The organism is Cognataquiflexum nitidum (assembly GCF_022538055.1).
GTDB lineage: Bacteria > Bacteroidota > Bacteroidia > Cytophagales > Cyclobacteriaceae > Cognataquiflexum > Cognataquiflexum nitidum.
This window is the reverse complement of sequence record NZ_JAKZAM010000009.1, coordinates 129,107-147,897: the sequence shown is the minus strand read 5'-3', so window position 1 is coordinate 147,897 and position 18,791 is coordinate 129,107. Positions and strand designations below refer to the sequence as shown.

Annotated in this window: 19 protein-coding genes; 8 read left to right on the top strand and 11 right to left on the bottom strand. The window is 39.9% G+C overall.

Going from position 1 to position 18,791, the window contains the following annotated elements:
- Window positions 1-231 precede the first annotated feature (231 nt).
- The 6 genes from MMU07_RS08285 to MMU07_RS08260 all read right to left on the bottom strand — a co-directional run bounded on the left by MMU07_RS08285 (window position 232) and on the right by MMU07_RS08260 (window position 7,813).
- Window positions 232-2,367 (bottom strand): S9 family peptidase, encoded by a 2,136-nt coding sequence (locus MMU07_RS08285; RefSeq protein ID WP_241125392.1) that lies wholly within the window; start codon window positions 2,365-2,367, stop codon window positions 232-234.
- Between the two features lie 487 nt (window positions 2,368-2,854).
- Entirely contained in the window at window positions 2,855-3,061 is a 207-nt protein-coding gene (locus MMU07_RS08280) for a hypothetical protein (RefSeq protein WP_241125391.1), read from the bottom strand.
- A 6-nt stretch (window positions 3,062-3,067) separates the two neighbouring features.
- Window positions 3,068-4,009, bottom strand: coding sequence for a baeRF3 domain-containing protein (locus tag MMU07_RS08275; RefSeq protein WP_241125390.1), 942 nt, complete (start codon window positions 4,007-4,009; stop codon window positions 3,068-3,070).
- A 227-nt stretch (window positions 4,010-4,236) separates the two neighbouring features.
- Window positions 4,237-4,773, bottom strand: coding sequence for a DinB family protein (locus tag MMU07_RS08270; protein ID WP_241125389.1), 537 nt, complete (start codon window positions 4,771-4,773; stop codon window positions 4,237-4,239).
- A 7-nt stretch (window positions 4,774-4,780) separates the two neighbouring features.
- A complete protein-coding gene (locus MMU07_RS08265; protein WP_241125388.1) occupies window positions 4,781-6,124 on the bottom strand; it encodes a DUF418 domain-containing protein in 1,344 nt (447 codons plus the stop codon).
- A gap of 183 nt (window positions 6,125-6,307) precedes the next feature.
- Window positions 6,308-7,813 (bottom strand): S10 family peptidase, encoded by a 1,506-nt coding sequence (locus MMU07_RS08260; RefSeq protein ID WP_241125387.1) that lies wholly within the window; start codon window positions 7,811-7,813, stop codon window positions 6,308-6,310.
- Between the two features lie 249 nt (window positions 7,814-8,062).
- Between MMU07_RS08260 and MMU07_RS08255 the strand changes: the two genes are divergently transcribed.
- The 3 genes from MMU07_RS08255 (at window position 8,063) to MMU07_RS08245 (ending at window position 10,006) form a co-directional block, all read left to right on the top strand.
- Window positions 8,063-8,410, top strand: coding sequence for a single-stranded DNA-binding protein (locus MMU07_RS08255; protein WP_241125386.1), 348 nt, complete (start codon window positions 8,063-8,065; stop codon window positions 8,408-8,410).
- A gap of 245 nt (window positions 8,411-8,655) precedes the next feature.
- Window positions 8,656-9,630: a 6-phosphofructokinase gene (gene pfkA, locus MMU07_RS08250; RefSeq protein ID WP_241125385.1), complete on the top strand. Its 975-nt coding sequence runs from the start codon at window positions 8,656-8,658 to the stop codon at window positions 9,628-9,630.
- Between the two features lie 4 nt (window positions 9,631-9,634).
- Window positions 9,635-10,006: a hypothetical protein gene (locus MMU07_RS08245; protein ID WP_241125384.1), complete on the top strand. Its 372-nt coding sequence runs from the start codon at window positions 9,635-9,637 to the stop codon at window positions 10,004-10,006.
- A gap of 57 nt (window positions 10,007-10,063) precedes the next feature.
- Here the strand turns inward: MMU07_RS08245 and miaA are convergent, their stop codons facing one another.
- Window positions 10,064-10,960, bottom strand: a complete 897-nt coding sequence (gene miaA / locus MMU07_RS08240; protein ID WP_241125383.1) for a tRNA (adenosine(37)-N6)-dimethylallyltransferase MiaA — start codon at window positions 10,958-10,960, stop codon at window positions 10,064-10,066.
- Window positions 10,961-11,037: 77 nt separating this feature from the next.
- Between miaA and MMU07_RS08235 the strand changes: the two genes are divergently transcribed.
- The 5 genes from MMU07_RS08235 to MMU07_RS08215 are packed head-to-tail and all read left to right on the top strand — an operon-like array spanning window position 11,038 to window position 14,775.
- On the top strand, window positions 11,038-11,781 hold the full coding sequence (locus MMU07_RS08235) for an Hpt domain-containing response regulator (protein WP_241125382.1): 744 nt from the start codon (window positions 11,038-11,040) through the stop codon (window positions 11,779-11,781).
- On the top strand, window positions 11,778-12,155 hold the full coding sequence (locus MMU07_RS08230; RefSeq protein WP_241125381.1) for a response regulator: 378 nt from the start codon (window positions 11,778-11,780) through the stop codon (window positions 12,153-12,155). The genes MMU07_RS08235 and MMU07_RS08230 overlap by 4 nt, the downstream gene beginning before the upstream one ends.
- 15 nt (window positions 12,156-12,170) lie before the next feature.
- Window positions 12,171-12,449 (top strand): hypothetical protein, encoded by a 279-nt coding sequence (locus MMU07_RS08225; RefSeq protein ID WP_241125380.1) that lies wholly within the window; start codon window positions 12,171-12,173, stop codon window positions 12,447-12,449.
- Window positions 12,446-13,207, top strand: coding sequence for an MBL fold metallo-hydrolase (locus MMU07_RS08220; RefSeq protein ID WP_241125379.1), 762 nt, complete (start codon window positions 12,446-12,448; stop codon window positions 13,205-13,207). The genes MMU07_RS08225 and MMU07_RS08220 overlap by 4 nt, the downstream gene beginning before the upstream one ends.
- Before the next feature lie 2 nt (window positions 13,208-13,209).
- A complete protein-coding gene (locus tag MMU07_RS08215; RefSeq protein ID WP_241125378.1) occupies window positions 13,210-14,775 on the top strand; it encodes an NFACT RNA binding domain-containing protein in 1,566 nt (521 codons plus the stop codon).
- A gap of 25 nt (window positions 14,776-14,800) precedes the next feature.
- Here the strand turns inward: MMU07_RS08215 and MMU07_RS08210 are convergent, their stop codons facing one another.
- The 4 genes from MMU07_RS08210 to MMU07_RS08195 form a co-directional block, all read right to left on the bottom strand.
- On the bottom strand, window positions 14,801-15,181 hold the full coding sequence (locus tag MMU07_RS08210) for a hypothetical protein (RefSeq protein ID WP_241125377.1): 381 nt from the start codon (window positions 15,179-15,181) through the stop codon (window positions 14,801-14,803).
- Between the two features lie 7 nt (window positions 15,182-15,188).
- Window positions 15,189-15,959 (bottom strand): LytR/AlgR family response regulator transcription factor, encoded by a 771-nt coding sequence (locus tag MMU07_RS08205; protein ID WP_241125376.1) that lies wholly within the window; start codon window positions 15,957-15,959, stop codon window positions 15,189-15,191.
- Entirely contained in the window at window positions 15,934-16,962 is a 1,029-nt protein-coding gene (locus tag MMU07_RS08200) for a sensor histidine kinase (RefSeq protein WP_241125375.1), read from the bottom strand. Before MMU07_RS08200 ends, MMU07_RS08205 begins: the two co-directional genes overlap by 26 nt.
- Window positions 16,963-17,320: 358 nt before the next feature.
- Window positions 17,321-18,745, bottom strand: coding sequence for a fasciclin domain-containing protein (locus tag MMU07_RS08195; protein ID WP_241125374.1), 1,425 nt, complete (start codon window positions 18,743-18,745; stop codon window positions 17,321-17,323).
- Between the last annotated feature and the right edge of the window lie 46 nt (window positions 18,746-18,791).

The following is an 18,791-nucleotide window of genomic DNA, read 5'->3' as shown; positions in this document are numbered from 1 at the left end:
GGCACAGATATTCATTGATATTGGATATTAGTTGATATTGGTCCATATCAGAACTTTACTCAATTTTATAGGTTTTGCGGGAAGTGTAGAGGATCAAAAAAAAGCACCAACCCTGATTTAAAGGATTGATGCTTTAATTATTTCGCCGAAGGCATATTTCAATATATTTCGCTCTTAGGAAAAACTTCAAAACCTGAAGAAATCTTAAGTAGAGCTTATTTCAATTCCTGATCATTTAGAAATCCCAAGTATATCAAATACAAACGCATACTCAAAAGCCAATTCTTTCAGACTTTCGAACCTGCCACTTGCACCGCCGTGTCCCGCATCCATATTGGTTTTGAGGAAAAGGCGGTTATTGTCGGTTTTTTTGGTTCTCAGCAAGGCTACCCATTTTGCAGGTTCCCAATACTGAACCTGTGAATCGTGAAGTCCTGTGGTCGCCAGGATATTGGGATAATCCTTTGCTTCGACATTATCATAAGGGGAATAGGAAAGCATGTATTCATATTGCTCCTGAATATTTGGATTGCCCCACTCTTGCCACTCAAAAGTAGTCAAAGGTATCGTCTCATCCATCATCGTGGTGATCACATCCACGAAGGCAACATCAGCGACGATACCCCTGTATAGTTCGGGGGCCATGTTGGCGATCGCTCCCATCAGCAATCCTCCTGCACTTCCACCAGAGGCAAAGAGTTTGTCTTTGGCGACGTATTGGTTGTCCTGAAGCCATTTAGAGCAATCGATGAAGTCATTGAAGGTATTCTTCTTGTTCATCATCTTGCCATCCTCATACCAATCTCCACCCATTTCCTGACCTCCACGTACATGCGCAATGGCATAGACAAATCCACGGTCCAATATACTCAACCTAGAGCTGCTGAAATATGCATCCATGGATGCACCATAAGATCCGTAAGCATAAATCCATCCAGGAGAAGTGCCGTCTTTCTTGAATAGATCGGCACGGTACACAATGGACATCGGGATTCTCTTTCCATCTCGGGAAGGAACCATGATCCTTTCTGTCTTGTAATTGGCTTTGTCAAAATCCCCCAAGACAGGCTGCTCTTTCATCAAGGTTTTTTCCTTGGTTTCCATGTCATAGTCGTAAGTGGAATTTGGCGTGGTCATTGAAGTATATGAATACCGCAAAGTCTTGGTTTCAAACTCAGGATTATAACCGATCCCTGCTGAGTAAGCAGGCTCTTCAAATATCATCTGATGCTCCGAATTGTCAGCCCACTTGATGATTCGGATATTGGCAAGGCCCTCTAAGGTCTCCTGAACAGCATAATAGTCCTTAAAATATTCCACTCCTTCTAAGAAAACATCTGCCCTGTGTGGGATCAAATCCTTCCAATTGGCAACAGAAGGATCCGCAATAGGTGCTTCTGCCAATCTGTAATTGACTGCATTCAGGTTGGTGTAGATGTTGAATTTATCTCCAATAGCATGGTCCACGCTGTATTGTACATTGTCCTGCACCGGAGCGATCAGTTTTGGTTTGCCAGGATTGTCCGCATCCATGAAGAGGGAATAAGAGGCGTCAGTTCGGCCTGAACCAATGATGATGTATTTCTTGGATTTGGTTATTCCCACGCCGCAGCTCAGAGTCTGGTCTTTTTCCTCAAACACCACCTCATCTTTGGAGGAGTCTTGGCCAAGGAAATGTCGCTTCACCTGAAAATTCCTCAGTGTAACCGGATCAGGGATGGAATAAAAAAAGGATTTGTTGTCATTGGTCCAGACTGCAGAGCTTCTGATATTTTCGATTTTGTCAGGAAGCATTTCTCCGGTACGGAGGTCTTTGATCATGACGGTGTAGAAATTTCGCCCGACCGTATCCATGATGATGGCGGCAAGGTTGTGGTCCGGGCTTACTGAAGTAAAAAAGTTGAGAAAAGATTTTCCTTTTCCCAGTTCATTCCCATCCATGATGATTTCTTCAGCACCTTCGAGAGAGTCTTTTTTCCTGGCGTAAATAGGATATTCCCCTCCTTCCACATAGCGGGTGTAGTAGTAATAATCGTCCAATTTATAGGGTACAGACGAATCGTCTTCTTTGATCCTTGCACGCAATTCATTGAACAATTCTACCTGAAAGCCCTTGGTATGCGCCATCATGGTGTCCATATAGGCATTTTCAGCATTCAGGTAATCGATGACTTCAGGGTTTTCACGGTCATTGAGCCAATAATAATTGTCCACTCTTTTGTGGCCATGTTTGGCGGTAATTTCAAATGGTTTGACGGTAGCCAAGGGTGGTGCTACATCAGGTAAAGTTGATTCCGGTTTTTCCGGGGAACATGCGATACTCATTCCTGTGAGGATAATTAAAATGGTTTGGATTGATTTATTCATAGTTGCTAGCGAATAAGGGGCAAATATAGGGAAATAGTAACATCGAAAATCAGGTATATGAGTATCCGCAATGTAGCACGTCGGGCTATAGGAGCTTGTATCCAATGCGGATACTCGTCCACAGACGTCATTACAGTGACCACCGGGTGTTTAATGGCTCTTTTTACAAATTATTGTTTGGCTACGTGCAATAAAGCGGATACACATAATCAGGTAAGCGATTTTGGATCATTGTTATGAAACGCTAGGAAAAATTTAAAGGTTTTGGAAAAAAATTGCTGTGCAAAAAATGAAAGGGCTGCGGCCAATAATTCGCGGTATATGAATTTGGATAAAAATATAAATCAATATACAAGGACAATGAAATTTGAATTATGAAGTGGATAAAAACAACGGTGAAAGGAAAACTCTCCAAAAAAAAATTAAAAAATATGGACACCCGGCTGAAAAGCCAAGTCCACAAATAGGATAAAACAATATAAATCAGTTAGTATCGATAAATCGCAGCAAGCCCAGTATCCGAAGGCATTTTGTCATCAGGAAGCACCATCACTTCTCCTCCCATTTTGATAACCAACTCACCCATATCATCCAAAAGGTCATCCACGATTGGATTGTCCAAGTCTTTGTTTTGGGTATTTCCGGTAACGAGATTGGTAATCCTAATGGCAATAATCTTGTCCGCTTCTACCAAAAGAGTCTATATACGTCCCTCAGTTGCAGCCAAAGCAACTTCTTTGATCACGGTGCTACCCTTGCCATTTGCTTTAGCCTGACCAAATGAATCTGCGAGGTCATTCAATTTTTTAAAATAAATAGGCTCCATTATTTCCCAAGCCAACGTTGCAAGTTTGTCAGTACTGATAGCGGAAGGATTAATCTGTATTCCTTCTTTCAAAAGATGGGAATTCTTACTCACTTTTCTGAAGGTGTGGTGATGTTCGGGCAGTGCCGCCAAAATCAAAGGCAAACCAATTGGTTTTGAATAATATTCTTCCACATGTTCGCTAGCAAATCGGAAAAATCTCTCAGTATCCACATCGACCTCATCCTTTTTGCCTCCATGGCCGTGATGCATGTTGGAACTTTCACCCCCGGTACCACCATAGGAGGCAACAGTAGTATGCTTTTCGGTCAACTCTGATCCTAACGCTTCTTCTATCGTTGTTGGGATGATTTCTGAAATATCAATCTCAGATAAAGAAAACCTGTTTCCTTCAAACAATTTCATTTCGTGTCTATCCAAACCCAATATGTGAAACCGATCTGAAGATTGTAAATATTTACGTAAAGGTTTGGTGTGAAAACTGTCCGCCACTATGGCCTGCTCCTCAACGGGAATCTGCAAATTGACGACCTGTAGCCAATCGCCTGCGCTGAATACTGCCAATCCTTCAAGGTTTTGGTTCCAGATTTCAGGGTTTTGGATAAGTTCTTCGAGAGGTTCAAGAAATGAATTGGTTTCATCTTTAGAATATTTTTTCAACAAAGAATCTTCCATCTTTTTCAAAAGGTTCTTGAATCTGATAGGATCTTGAAGGTTATCAGGGTGGCTCCGATGCGTAGGCATGTAGAGGGAAAGGCAGGTCTTGTCGGTGGTTGCCAACAAGTCTTGAACCAGTTTTTTGGTGAGTAATTTCATAATATGGATAAATAATTTGAGCCGGGGTTTGATTAAGGATTTGTGCTATCCTCAACTATCTTGTATAAAGATTCCCTAAAATTGACTAATAAAGGTATGGAGAGTGGTCCCTCAAAACATTACTCAATTGTGACAAATAGTTACACATTTACTTTAAAAATCTTTCTCAAATGGAAGAGAAAGTGTGGATCAAATCAAAACCAACAAATCAAAAATTACAGGCAAAATCAATCCGAATGTGAAACCCAATCCGGTGCGGCATTGATTTTTTGCCGAAGTATCAGATTAAGTTGGGCGACATGGTGCTGCACATGGCGGAGGTTATAAAATAGGATTTCAATAACAGAATAATCCTCCACAAGCGAAGGACACAAACCATGAAGGTTGATTTCCTCCTTTGCAATCCATTTCATCTTTAACTTTTCCTCCGAGGAATCTAGGATCAGTTTTTTACATTTTTCGCGGATTGTGGAAAGATAATCTAACATTTCTTCTCTCTTATAAGCCGCATTTGGGATTACATCGTCGACAGCATCTTGCGGTAAGCTTTCCATCGGGACAAGCGTAAACGGTAAAAATGGCTTAAAATCCCTTGCAGGAATGGTCAGATAATAATCCAGAAAAATGAGGGTATGGTAAGACAGGTAAAAGAATTTCTTTTCCGATTGCCATAAAGAGTCCGGGCAAAGGGAAATGGAATCCCCGAGCATGTCTATGGCTGCCCCAAAATTTTTCCATAAAACATCTTTGAAAGTCTCTACCATGAAAGATTTATTTTCTGACAAAAGGCTGAATCCTGCTATAAGTGAGGCATCTCCATAGCCATTCCAAGGGTCCGAAAAGAAAATATTTCAACCATATGGGGCTGATGATCAACTGAAAAATCCAGATTCCTATGACCAAATAATAGAGTTGGTAATATTCCCATTCCGCATATTGGTTCAATCCATATCCGAAAAATACCAAGCTACAAATCACAGTGTGCATGATATAATTGGTAAATGCCATCTGCCCTACAGCTCGCAGTCCATTCATCAACCTAGTAAGATAACCTGCCTGATAGACCAACATCACCAAAGCCACATGTCCCATCATGATGGCTATCCGCTGAAAATCATAGATCAAAGCAACCCAATTGATGGAATGTTCCTCTATGTATTTCAATCCTGCTTCCACGTTGGGGAAATGGATTGTGTTAAAAATAAAAGAAAATACCACCAAAGGGAGACCAATTCCATAACCTATCAGCACTGTCTTTTTGTATTGGGCTTTGGTCCATTTGAGTGTCAGAAAACCCCATTTGTAGAGCGCTATGCCTAGCATCATCAGGGCAAGCATATCCCAAATACTAAAAATCAGGTATTTGAACTGACCATCCCAGGATTTTGGCCGGATATAGCTAGCCACCTCTGAGTAGTTTCCTTTCATCAAAGCAGTGTGTTCGGCCGCCTCTTCCTTGTTTGGGATAAACTCTTTTTGGATTTCTGTCCATTCCAGGACGATGGAATCCTGTGCGGGGCTAAGGGCAATTCCCTGGTCCTGCAGTGTTTTCACTTCTTTGTATTCCAGGTATGTTCCCCTGATGTTTTGCATAAAGAGGGTATTGGCCACAAAACCGATAATAGCCACAATCGGAACACCCAAGGCAAGGTATTTGGGTTTCATCTTCCTAAATAAAAATGCCAGCATCCCGATCAGTCCATAGAAGTAGAGGATATCCCCGATCCACAGGAGAATATGGGCATGGATCAATCCGAATATGGTCAACCAGATCATCCTTTTGTAAAAAAGCCAGGTGGCAGATTTCCCTGCTTTTTCTTTGTTGGAGGTAAAAAGAATAATCCCTGCCCCAAAAACCATGGAAAAAAGTGCACGCATCTTTCCTTCAAAAAACACGGTATTGACAGCATTTACCCAAAAATTGGTATTGGAAGTATCCTGCACCCAAGCTTCTTCAAAGTACTCCGCCATGGCAAAATACGGGATATTCAAAAGTAAAATCCCCAAAAGGGCGACACCGCGGATGATGTCAATGATGTCGATTCTGTCAATTTGAACTGCCGGTTTAATGGATTGGTCAACCCATTCGGTTTCGGTGGTGGTTTGTAGAGACATGGTTAAAAAGATTTATAGTCAGCCTGTTAACAACTAAAATTAATCAAAATATAAACTCAAAAGAAAAAAAATTTCATCATTAAATGTTAAAATTCCTTGGGTTTAATTTTGACCTTACTAACACAACAAACAAAAAGAGAGCGATCTCTCGCCCTCCTTTTAATCAAATATCAAAATCCCAAATCAATGGGTCGTATCCTTGATAAAATCCGCCAAATCTTTTTTGAATTTTTGGAGAGATGGCATGTGGGTATAGAACATATGACCTCCTTCATAATACGTCATGATGATGTTTTTTCTGATTTCAGGCCTGAGGTTCATTTGGTCAATGGTATGTTCCACCCCGTAAAACACAGTAGCCAAATCATAGTAACCGTTCATCAGCAAGACTTTTACATTTGGATCTTTGTTCATGGCATCCGCCATATCAATGGCTGTGTTGATTGAAATCATGCTGCCCCATCCTTCATTCCCCCGGTGAGACCAATCCCATTTAAATCCCGGAGAAGCATAAGCGGAAGTTTTGTAGGTCAGTTTTTTGCTTACACCCAAGTCCCTGTGGAAGTATTCCAAGAATCCTGTGGTATACGCGGGCGAAATAGCATCACTTTGGGGGTCAGTGATGGCATATTGGTTTTGTGGCAATGGGTTGATGCCTTTAAACCTTGAATCCAACCTTCCCACAGTCATTCCCTCGTCTCTGAGCAATTCATTGAAAAATTCGCTTGCGGTCATTCTCAGGGTGGTACGATTCCAGATGATTTTAGATATTCCCGTGTATTTTTCCATTTTTTCGGCCACACCGTTTCTTTCTGACTCACTCAACCTTCCTCCCTTAAACAATGCCGGTAAATATTCTTGTTCTGTAAATTTTCTCACTTCATCGACAAAGGCTTCCAAATCGGGGTTTTTGTTGGGGATCTTGTCATGGTACCAAGCAGTAGCAGCATAGGAAGGAAAATGAACAAGATAAGAAGTACTCTCTTGGACAGGAAAAGCCAATGACCTGATATCAAATACAGATGAAACCATGACCACTCCATTGAGTGCATATCCTTTGTCCAATAAATAACTCATAACACCTGCATTTCTAAATGTCCCGTAACTTTCACCCAAGAGGTATTTGGGTGATTGCATTCGGTCATATTCTTTCAAAAACTGCATGATAAATAAGCTTGTCGCACGGATATCCTGGTCCACTCCCCAAAAGTCCTTGCCCTCGGCTTTACCGATAGGCATGCTTAGACCTGTTCCGATAGGATCCATCATCACCACGTCAGCCACATCGAGGATAGAGTAGTCATTGTTGACCAATTGATAAGGGGCGGCTTTGGTATAGCCCGGATCGTCCACAACAATCCTTTTTGGCCCCATCACACCCATGTGAAGCCAATAGGAAGAGGACCCAGGGCCGCCGTTGAAAGAGAAAATGATCGGCCTTTTGGATGGACCATCTTCTTTGAAATAGGCAGTGAAGCCATGCAAAGCAATCGGTTCGTTGTTTTCATCCCGGAGTTGGAACGTACCGGCTCGCGTTTTGAGACTGTGGGTGGCACCGTTGATTTTTACTGTTTGGGTTGAGGTAAATACTTCGCCTTCAGGCATAGGTTTTTCTTCGGGCTTTTCCTGTGCATTGATGTGAAATACAAGCAGAAGAAAAACGTAGACAAATAGTATGGATTTTTTCATTTTGGAGGTTTTTTTTAATGAAATGATTCAAAAAGCAATCTAATAAATTCTAAAGCCAATACAGAAATTGAAGGGAAATTAAAAATCCCCTCAGCGGGTTTGGGTTGCGGAAATCATTAAAAGCCGTTTCATAAACGTTTATAATCGACTAGAAACGACAAAGAACCGACTAAGGCAATACTTTCTCCTGAACTTTGACATGTTGCTTCGAGATATAGGCAACTGACATTTAACCAAAAACAAAAAATTATGAGCAACATGAGAAACAAGGTTCAGCTAATCGGGAGATTGGGTGCCAAGGCAGAAACAATGCATTTCGATTCAGGAAAAGTAAAAGCATCCTTCAGCATTGCGACCAAGGATGTATTCAAAAATGCAAAAGGTGAAAAAGTGGAGGAAACCACTTGGCACTACATAGTAGCGTGGGGAAAAGCTGCAGAAATAATCGAAAAGTACACTGACAAAGGATCTGAAATTGCGATTGAAGGTAGGCTTTCCAACAGGTCTTATGAGGATAAGGATGGTAACAAGAAATTCATCACTGAGGTAATTGCAGAGGAGATTTTACTACTTGGAGAAAAAACAGTCTCTTCATGACAATCCAAAGGCATCCGGGCAAAATTCAAGTTCCGGATGCCTTTACTAATTTTTAGAACGATTTCAGCAAGAAGTATCACGGAGGCACACAAGTACGAAACCTAAGTTTCTGTTTTTTTTAAAGAATTTTCCTTTTTTCAAAATCATATAGGTTTGATAATCCCAAACAATTCAAAAGATTTTCGGATTGTATTACCATGGCATGCAAATATCCGTAATTTTGGCTTTTGTAAAACCTATTAAACATGAAGAAAATAGCAGTATACACATCGGGCGGTGATGCCCCGGGTATGAACGCCTGCATCAGATCTGTAGTCAGAACAGCGATTTTTAGAGATCTGGAAGTGTATGGGATAACATACGGCTATGATGGGATGATCAATGGCAATATCAAAAAGATGCAATCCCATTCGGTAAGCAATATAATCCAGCGGGGTGGAACGATATTAAAATCCGCTAGAAGTGAGGAATTCCGAACCAAGGAAGGCCGTGCAAAGGCTTATAAACAGCTTAAAGTGAATGGTATAGAAGGTTTGGTTGCAATTGGTGGGGATGGGACTTTCACCGGCGCGAAGATATTTTTCGAAGAATACGGAATTCCGATTATTGGCTGTCCCGGCACAATCGATAATGACATTTATGGAACTGACTATACCATAGGTTTTGATACAGCTGTAAACACAGCTTTAGATGCAATCGACAAAATCAGAGATACCGCTGCGGCGCACGACAGGATTTTCTTTATAGAAGTAATGGGACGGGATAGTGGCTACATTGCGGTGGAGTGCGGTATAGGTGGAGGTGCTGAATTCGTGATGGTTCCAGAAACATCAACTGACCTAAAAGCAGTTGTCAAATCCCTCAAAAATCTACGCAAACCAAAATCTTCCAGCATTATTGTAGTAGCCGAAGGAGATGATGAAGGCGGTGCAGAGGATATTATGACAAAAGTAAGAGACAAGGTAAATGATCCTGAAAAGGAATTTAAAGTTACTACATTGGGGCATATCCAAAGGGGTGGAAGGCCTACTGCACGCGACAGGGTTTTGGCATCAAGGTGTGGAATGGCTGCAGTAGATGGATTGATAGCCGGAAAATCAAATTGTATGGCAGGTGTAATGAATGGACAGGTTGTCTATACCTCATTTGCGGATTGCATCGGAAAAAGCAAAGCTTTAAATCCCGACCACTTGAAATTAATTGAAATATTAAGCATCTAAAATCATGGGGTATTTACCTATCATAATTACACTTTCATGCTTTATTGGGTTATTTTGGTTGGTTGTCAATCAATCTTTCGTCGCCAAGAAAAAAGCAATTATGCAACTTCAGCAAGCTTTTTTTGAAGGTTTGGAAAAATCTGGTTCTCCCTTAAAAAATACGGCCTCCTTTGATAAAGATACCCTTCAAAGGATAGACAGTGAATACCATAAAGCAAAAACAAACCGTTCTCCAAAAAACGAATCTACATTTGAAAAAGAGCTCAAACCTGTCTATCAGTCACTCAAAATCACAGTAAACCAATACAATAACCTTATCGGCAAAAAACCCTACAGCTTTGTTGCCAAGGGCATGGGGCACAGGTATCTTGGATGATTTGTTATGAGATAACAGGCTGAAAAATCCAGTTGTCATTTTCCCTCCAAACGACGATCAAAAATCGCTTCCGATTTCCTCCTTTAAAAAATCCCTGATCCCTTCCACGTTTGAGGGATGAAACCAGGTCATTTCAGGATATTTTTTGAACCATGTCATCTGTCGCTTGGCATATCTCCTTGAATTTCTTTTGAGTAGCCTCTCTGCCTCCTCCCTATTGTACTTTCCTTCCAAGAATCCAAAGATCTCCGAATAACCCACGGTTTGAAGTGCATTCAAATGACGGTAGGGATATAACCTTTGGGCCTCCTCAAAAATCCCCTTGGCTATCATGATATCCATCCGTTGGTTGATCCTTTGATACAACTCCTCACGGTCTCTTTCGAGCCCAACGAGAATACAATTGAATGACCTAATATTCTTTTTCTTTGTCCTGAAGGAACTGTAGGCCTTCCCTGTCCCTATACAAACCTCCAATGCCCTCATAAGCCTTTGGGGATTTTGGATATCCACCTGACTGTAGTAAACAGGGTCAAGTTCTTGGAGCCTTAACTGAAGATTTTGAATCCCATCATTATGATAATCCATAATCAACCGTTCCCTTATAGCAGGGTCTACCTCAGGAATTTCATCAAAACCATAGCATATTGCGTCAATATACAGACCTGAGCCTCCCGTCATGATTACGAGATCATGTTTCTCAAAAAGTTTTTCCAAGAGCTGGAGTGTCTCCATTTCAAATTTTCTAACATCATAATTGTCAAAAATTGAAAGTGAGTTGATAAAATGATGTTGCACTTCCTTCAGTTCATTGTTTGTGGGCTTGGCAGTGCCGACCTCTGTCTCTCGGTAAAACTGCCTACTGTCCGAAGAAATGATTTCAGTTTGAAATATTTTTGCAAGATGAAGGCATATTTCTGTTTTACCCACGGCGGTAGGGCCGGCAATTACCAATAAATGTTTATTTTTAGAATCCAAAGTGAACGTTATAAAAAGCAATAAGTAAGAATCAAAATTATTAATAATTAACAATGAAACCCAAAAAGGTACTTATTGTGGATGACAATTCACTAAACAGAAAAGTTTTTGAGCATATCATTGGCCAACTGTATCAGTATGGCACTGCTTCTGATGGCAGAGAGGCGTTGGACAAAATCAGGACTGGGGAATTTGACATTGTATTGATGGATATACAAATGCCCATATTAGATGGCATCAACACCTTGAACATCGTTAAAAACGAAAAGATTGCAGATATTCCGGTCATAGCGGTTTCAGCCTATGCCAGCGAAAACGACCGAGATTACTTTATTTCAGCTGGATTTGATGATTTTATTCCCAAGCCAATCAAACCTAGAAATTTATTGGAGACTTTAGACAAGCACTTACAAAAATCAAAAAACATCCAAAAAACTGAAGACTCAACCACGCCCGAGTTGGACATCAAAGTGGTAAATACCTTATTGAAGTTTAACAATGCTGAAAACATCAGGTTGGTTTACGAAGAATTTATTGAAGAAAGTATAAATCTTTTGAGCGAAATCAAAACTTTGGTAGCAAAGGGAAATTATTCTGAAATCGGTGAAAAAATCCACATTATAAAAGGGAATTCCGGAACACTTGGAGCAATGAAGATTTACAATTTTTGCCAGAATTTTGAAAAAAACATTAAATCTCTCAATTTTGAGAATACCTTAGAGGATTATATATATTTGGAAAATATAGTTCAGTCGTTTCGCTTAAAAATCACATCATCTCAATTACTTAATCCATGACGGAAAATAAGAAAGTTTTGGTAGCTGAAGACAGTTCAGTTATAATTAATCTTACTAAGAATGTACTCCTGTTTGAGAAATATAAAATAACTGCCGTAAAAAACGGTAAGCAAGTTTTAGAAAAGCTAGGAAATGAAGATTTTGACTTGATTTTGATGGACATAAATATGCCCATCATGGACGGTATAGAATGCACTAAAGCCATTAGGGTACTGGAGGATAAGAATAAAGCAAACATTCCGATTGTCGCTATCACCGGAAATTACAAAAACTATACATTGGATGATTTCAAAAAGGCGGGCCTCAATGACTATATCCAAAAACCATTGGATTACGATCTATTACTTGCAACTGTTAGAAAACACCTTTCTTAAAGAGAAAGAACCTGAATGACAATCAAATACACAAAAAACTTTCTGGACAAAATCGAAGATCTTTTTGCCTCATCGGAATATATTTTGAGGTATGAAAAAGGCAATTTCAAATCGGGATACTGTGTTCTTAAAGAAAACAAGATCGTCATCGTCAATAAATATTTTACATTAGAAGGCAAGATCAATGCATTGCTTGATATTGTCAAGGAATTGGGATTGAGCCCAAAGGATTTTTCTGATAAAAAACTGCAGGATTTAATTTCCGAATTACAACAAACCGAATTAAAACTTTGAAAGTCACATTCTTAGGCACAGGCACTTCCCAGGGCGTACCCGTGATAGCCTGTGACTGTCCGGTGTGCAGTTCACTTGATTATAGGGACAAAAGGTTGAGGAGTTCCATACATCTGGAAATAGAAGGTAAAAGTCTCGTCATTGATACCGGTCCTGATTTCAGACAGCAGATGCTCAGGGAAAAAATCCACCATTTGGATGGAGTTCTATTTACCCATGAGCACAAAGACCACACAGGTGGCCTTGATGATATACGTTCATATAATTTTCTTCAAAAAAAAGACATGCCAATCTACGGGACCAAAAAAGTCTTTAATCAGATCAAACGTGAATTTGCCTACATTTTTGAGGAAGTGAAGTACCCGGGAGTACCTTCGGTGATTACGCATGAAATCGTCAATGAACCCTTTTCTGCAGAAGGAATACATGTCGTCCCGATTCAGGTGCTTCATTATAGGTTACCTGTGTTTGGGTTTAGGTTTGGAGACTTCACCTATATCACAGATGCCAAATACATAGATGACAATGAACTTGATAAAATCAAGGGAAGCAAAGTGCTCGTCTTGAATGCCCTACAGCAATCGCACCATATCTCTCATTTCACCTTGGAGGAGGCCATCCAGCTTGTGGCTCAAGTCAAACCTGAATCAGCTTATTTTACTCACATAAGCCATCGGTTAGGAACCCACCAAGAGGTAGAAAAAACATTGCCTCCAAATATCCATCTTGCTTTTGATGGATTGAAAATCACCATTTAACGATGCACTTCAATTTCCATTTTTTAAAATTCCTTTGCCCTGAGCTGGACACAACCTTTTCAGGGGCTGAGATTGTAGAATGTTTTTCCCAAAATAAAGATGAATTGGTGATCGGCTGCTCAAAGGATGGAAGGGATGTTTTCATTCGTGCCAACCTACTTCCTTCAGTATCCTGTCTTTCCTTTCCCGATAATTTCAAAAGAAGCAAAAGAAACACCGTCTCCCTTTTCCCTGAAATCATCGGAAAAAAGATCCACAAAATCGAAGTCGTCAATTTTGAAAGGGCATTTATCGCCCATTTGGATTCGGGTGACAAAATACTCTTCAAGCTTCACGGGACAAGAAGCAACATCCTATTTTATCCAAAAGAACAAGACCTACCGTCTTTGTTATTTAGGAACGAACTGAAAGATGATAAAAATGTCTTGGTCTCCGATCTTTCAAAAAATCTCCGATTAGACAGGAACACTTTCATCTCATTGGAAGGCAATGCCTCCAAATTCTTGCCTACACTTGGGAAAATCCCAAGAGAATGGCTCAAAAACCAAGGCTATATAGAAGCTGGATTAGAAGAGAAATGGGAGCTGATGCAGGAACTTTTGGATATGCTGGAAAGTCCACTATATGCCATCATCAACGATGAAAATGAGTACCTCCTGTCTTTGCTTCCTGAGAAAGAAGCGATGTTTAAGACTTCAGATCCTATCAAAGTATGTAATGAACTGTTTCGGTATCGGGTTGTCATCCAGTCATTTGAAAAAGAAAAACAAACTTGGCAAAGGCAGCTTCAGGAACAACAAAAGAGAACGAGGTCCTACATCGCAAAGACGGGGGAAAGATTGGAACAACTTCTCCATGAAACCCCACCTTCTCAAGTAGCGGATGTAATCATGGCCAATCTTCATGCAATAGACCCCAATTTCGATCAGGTAAAGCTTTTTAATTTTTACTCAAGCAATGAGGAAGTTTTCAAACTTAAGGTGGGTCAAAGTCCCCAAAAGTATGCCGAAAACCTCTATCGCAAATCCAAAAACAGAAAGAAAGAAATTGAACAACTTTCCCAAAATCTTGCTGAAAAAGAAAAATTATCTCTACAGACAGCTTCGTGGCTAGAAGAAATAGAAGGATTCAAGGACTTTAGAAGCCTCAGGGATTTTGTCAAAAACAACCACCTGACTCCAAAATCGAAGGAACAGGAGGAACAGGTTCCGTTCAAGAGATTTGAAATTGAAGGATTTGAGGTTTTAGTGGGGAAATCAGCAAAATCCAATGACGATATGCTCCGCAATTTTGCCTGGAAAGAGGATTTATGGCTCCATGCCAAAGACGTATCTGGTTCCCATGTACTGATCAAATACCGCTCGGGTATTAATTTCCCCAAAACAGTTTTGGAACGGGCAGCAGAATTGGCTGCATATTATTCGAAAAACAAAAATGAAAGCCTGTCGCCCGTGATGTATACTCCTGCCAAGTATGTGCGGAAAGTAAAAGGGGCTGCTCCGGGGGCAGTAATGGTCGAAAAAGAGAATGTCCTGATGGTAAAGCCAACAGGACCGACAAGCTCATAAAGGTCAAATAGGATTCTTTGGAAATTCATTGAAAAGTTTGTTTCCCATAATACTTTGGACTTCTCGGCGTACCTATACTGATTTTATTGAATCCCTTAACCAAAACCACAGTCCCGGTGATTCCAATAGCTCCGCCTGCATAAAGCAACGCTTTTCCTAAATCCGGATTGGAACCCAAAAGCTGTCCACCTAAAATTGTTACCGAATACCCTACAGTTGCCACAAGAATACCCGTTTTTAGCTGTTTTTGTGATTGGTGCAGATTTAGCTTGACCTCATAAATCTCATTTTCCAATTTAGTGACAGCCCTTACTAAGGAATCTAAATTGGGATAATCAATTTCCTGCGCTTTGACCGGAAAAACGGTCAAAAAAACCATAACTATAATCAAGAACTTTATTTTCATATTGGGCTTATTGATTTAACCAACTCTTAAATTCATTAACCTTCTCCCGGGCTACGATGATTTCATTATCAATCATAGCATTCATCGAAAGAAGCAACCTTCCATTAAAGTAGGGTTTCATATCCACCAAACCATCAAGATGGATAATTATAGAACGATTAATCCTGTAGAATTTTGTAGGATCTAAAAGCTCCTGCTCCAATTCGTTCAGACTTTGTTCTATAATGTTTTTTTTATTTGAACCCTTTTCTACAAGATAGCTTATCCCATCTTCTGTATAAAAATAGGCAACATCCTCCCCTGATACAAACCTGATTTTATTCCCCAACTTGGTTAAGAATCTCTTCTTATAGCTCTTCTCCTTATATTTATTGAGGAGGTCATTGATCAGTTCTTGGTTAAAAAGTTTTGGAATATAGTTTTTGATCAAAGACTCAGCTTTTTCAAAGGCCTTCAAAAGTCTTTCCTCTTGGATAGGTTTTAGCACATAATCAATACAATTATGGTCAAATGATTGAAGTGCGTATTGGTCATAAGCAGTTATAAAAATAATCGGAAAGCTGATTTTTCGGTTTGCAAAAGCCTTAAAACTCAATCCATCAGCAAGGTGGATGTCGCAAAGCATCAGGTCAAATTGAAATTTATCGTCAAGTATCTGGTTGAGTTCTTTGACACTTTGTACGGTACTGACGACTTCCCATTCAGGTTTGTTGTCTTTAATGATTTTACTGATCCTTTGTATAACTAGAGGTTCATCTTCTACTATGAGTATCTTCATTTGCCGATATTAAAGGAAGCCTAATTTCAAAATATTCTTCTTTGTCAAGAATGATGATTTCATTTCCTAAAAACCTATACCTATCAGAAATGTTTTGCAACCCGATTCCTGTTGAAAATTCTACAGCTTCTTTTACCTGTTTTTTGTTTTTCACAATTAATTCTTTGCTATCGGATTTGATAAATACCTCCAAAGGTTCTTTTATGGTAAAATAATTATGTTTGACCACATTTTCTACCAAAAGCTGCATCACAGCAGGTGGCAACATTAGATTGCTAAGATCATTATCAACCTGCAAATTGAATTTTAAAGAATCTTTAAATCTAATTGAAAGCAGGTCGATATAATTTTGAAGAAAACTAAATTCCTCCTTCAGGGTTACAAGTTCCTTGTCTCGGTTATTTAAAATGTACCTGTAGATGTTGGAGAGTTTTTGAAGGTATTCATCAGCCTTAACAGGATTTTCATGAATCAATACAGACAAGGTACTCAGGTTATTGAAGAAAAAATGTGGGTTGATCTGTGAATTCAAAGTCTCTAATCTTGCAGATACATTAAAAGTGTGCAACTTCTCCGCCTCCACGGCTTTTTCTCTGAATTTTTTACTGAAGAAAAATATAGCATTTACACAATTCAGGAATAAGTTGATCCTAAATGCAAAGCCACTAGTGAGAATTAAATTTTGAAAGGAAAGGTCATAAGGCTCACCCAATATTATTCCTGTGATTGAAACAGATAAAAAACTAATGATACTCACTGCAACTAAACTTCCTAAAAACTGAACCAATAAAGGATGAAATTTCTTTGGATCAAATCCTGCAAATTTTTCTATATAGAAATTTGAAAACCATACGGCATAGCATAAAGCTACTACTGTTACAAATAATTTGTCATAAGTTAAATCGGCCTGATATAATCTGTCACCACCCAATATCCTGATATTCATGAATGAATACAGCGCTAGAAGTCCCGGATAAACAAATTTGAACCTAATATGGAACATAAATCATAAGTTATTGGAAAAGACTGACCAATGTGGCGATAATTTTATTTCAAACAAATCACACCTACTAGCTTCAGAATTTTAATTAAACAAGAGGAATTTGATTTCTTGATTTTAGTAAAGGATTATAATGATTATTGAAACGAGTATCTGCAATGTTGCAGGACTGGATAGACGAGACTTTATCGGATGCGGATACTCGTCCACGGGCGACAGTCCATCATACATTGAGCCTGCTAATCATTCTCCAGCCATCGATATTTTGGCTGCGTGCAATAAAGCGGTTAAACATAATTTTTTAAAATAAATAGAAGGGGAACCTATGTCCCCCTTCCATAATATAGCCTTTACTAAATATTTAAAGTGTAGGCAATAAAACTCCATCAATGACATGTACCACGCCATTCTCTATCGCAACATCTGCCGCTACCACATTATATGTTGTACCTGCTGCATCTCTTACTGTGACATTTGCACCTGTCCTTGTTACAGTCAAATTCTCGCCTGCCAGAGTGGGTACAGATTGAGGGCCTTCTGCCAAATCAAAGGAGAAGGCAGTAGCCGGAACAACATGGAACTGAAGAACCTTAATTACTGCAGGAGCACCAAGTTTATTTATCAGTGCCTGAAGGGAGGTTACTTCTTGCGCTGCAAGCAAAGCTGTAAATGCCGCATTGGTTGGCGCAAATACTGTGATGGCCTCAGCATCTAACAATGCCTGACCCAATCCTGCTGCTGTCACTGCATCCAATAATACAGTAAGATTAGCAGCTGTAGCGGCTTCTACGACATTAGGCAGATCTAAAGTAGGAAGCAATACTCCGTCAATCACATGTACCACCCCATTTTCGATAGCCACATCTGCAGTGACTACCTTGAAGGTATTTCCTGCTGCATCAAGTAAGGTCACACCGTTTGGCGAACGGTTAACTGTAATATTTTGACCTCCCAATGTTGGAAAACTATTTGTTGGTTGAAGGTCAGCCGCAAACGCAACTGCAGGCACGACATGGAAACCTAAAACTTTTTCTAGATTTTCAATTCCTCCAATTTTTGTTACTAACTGACTTAAGTTTGCTACATTAAAGGCTTCTAGCGCGTTTCCAAATGCAGCATTGGTCGGTGCAAAAACCGTTATCCCCTCGGCACTCAATAGAGCATTAGCCAATCCCTCCACGGCTGTGACTGCAGAAAGTAAAGTGGTCAAACCTGCAGCAGTAGCAGCTTCTACCAAATTAGGCTTAGGAAGAACAATATTCGGAATCAATACCCTATTGATCACATGGACAACACCATTTTCGATGGCCACATCAGCAGTAACTACATTTGCAACATTGCCTGCAAAGTCAGTTACTGTCACGTTGTTGCCGGATTTTGCAACAGTGATTTGCTGACCTGATACTGTGGTAAAGGTATTTGAAGCTTGAAGGTCAGCAGCAAAAGCAACCGCAGGCACCACATGGAATCCCAATACTGTTTCCAGATTGTCAACACCGCCAAGTTTATTTACCAGATCATTCAAATCACTTGCTCCAAAAGCAGTCAATGCTGCAGCAAATGCATCATTGGTCGGAGCAAAAACTGTAATCTCATCTGCATTGATCAATACAGAACCAAGTCCCGGGACTGCTGCGACTGCAGACACCAAGGTAGACAATCCGGCATTGCTTGCCGCCGCCAAAACTGTAGGCGCAGGTGGTTGCGGTGTGACGTCTTCATCTTGACAAGACAAAATAGCAAAGAACATTGAACCGAAGATCAGAAATTTTAATAGTTTTTCCATAGTTGATTAGTTTATTTGCCTTATGAACTATTCTAAATTAAAAATG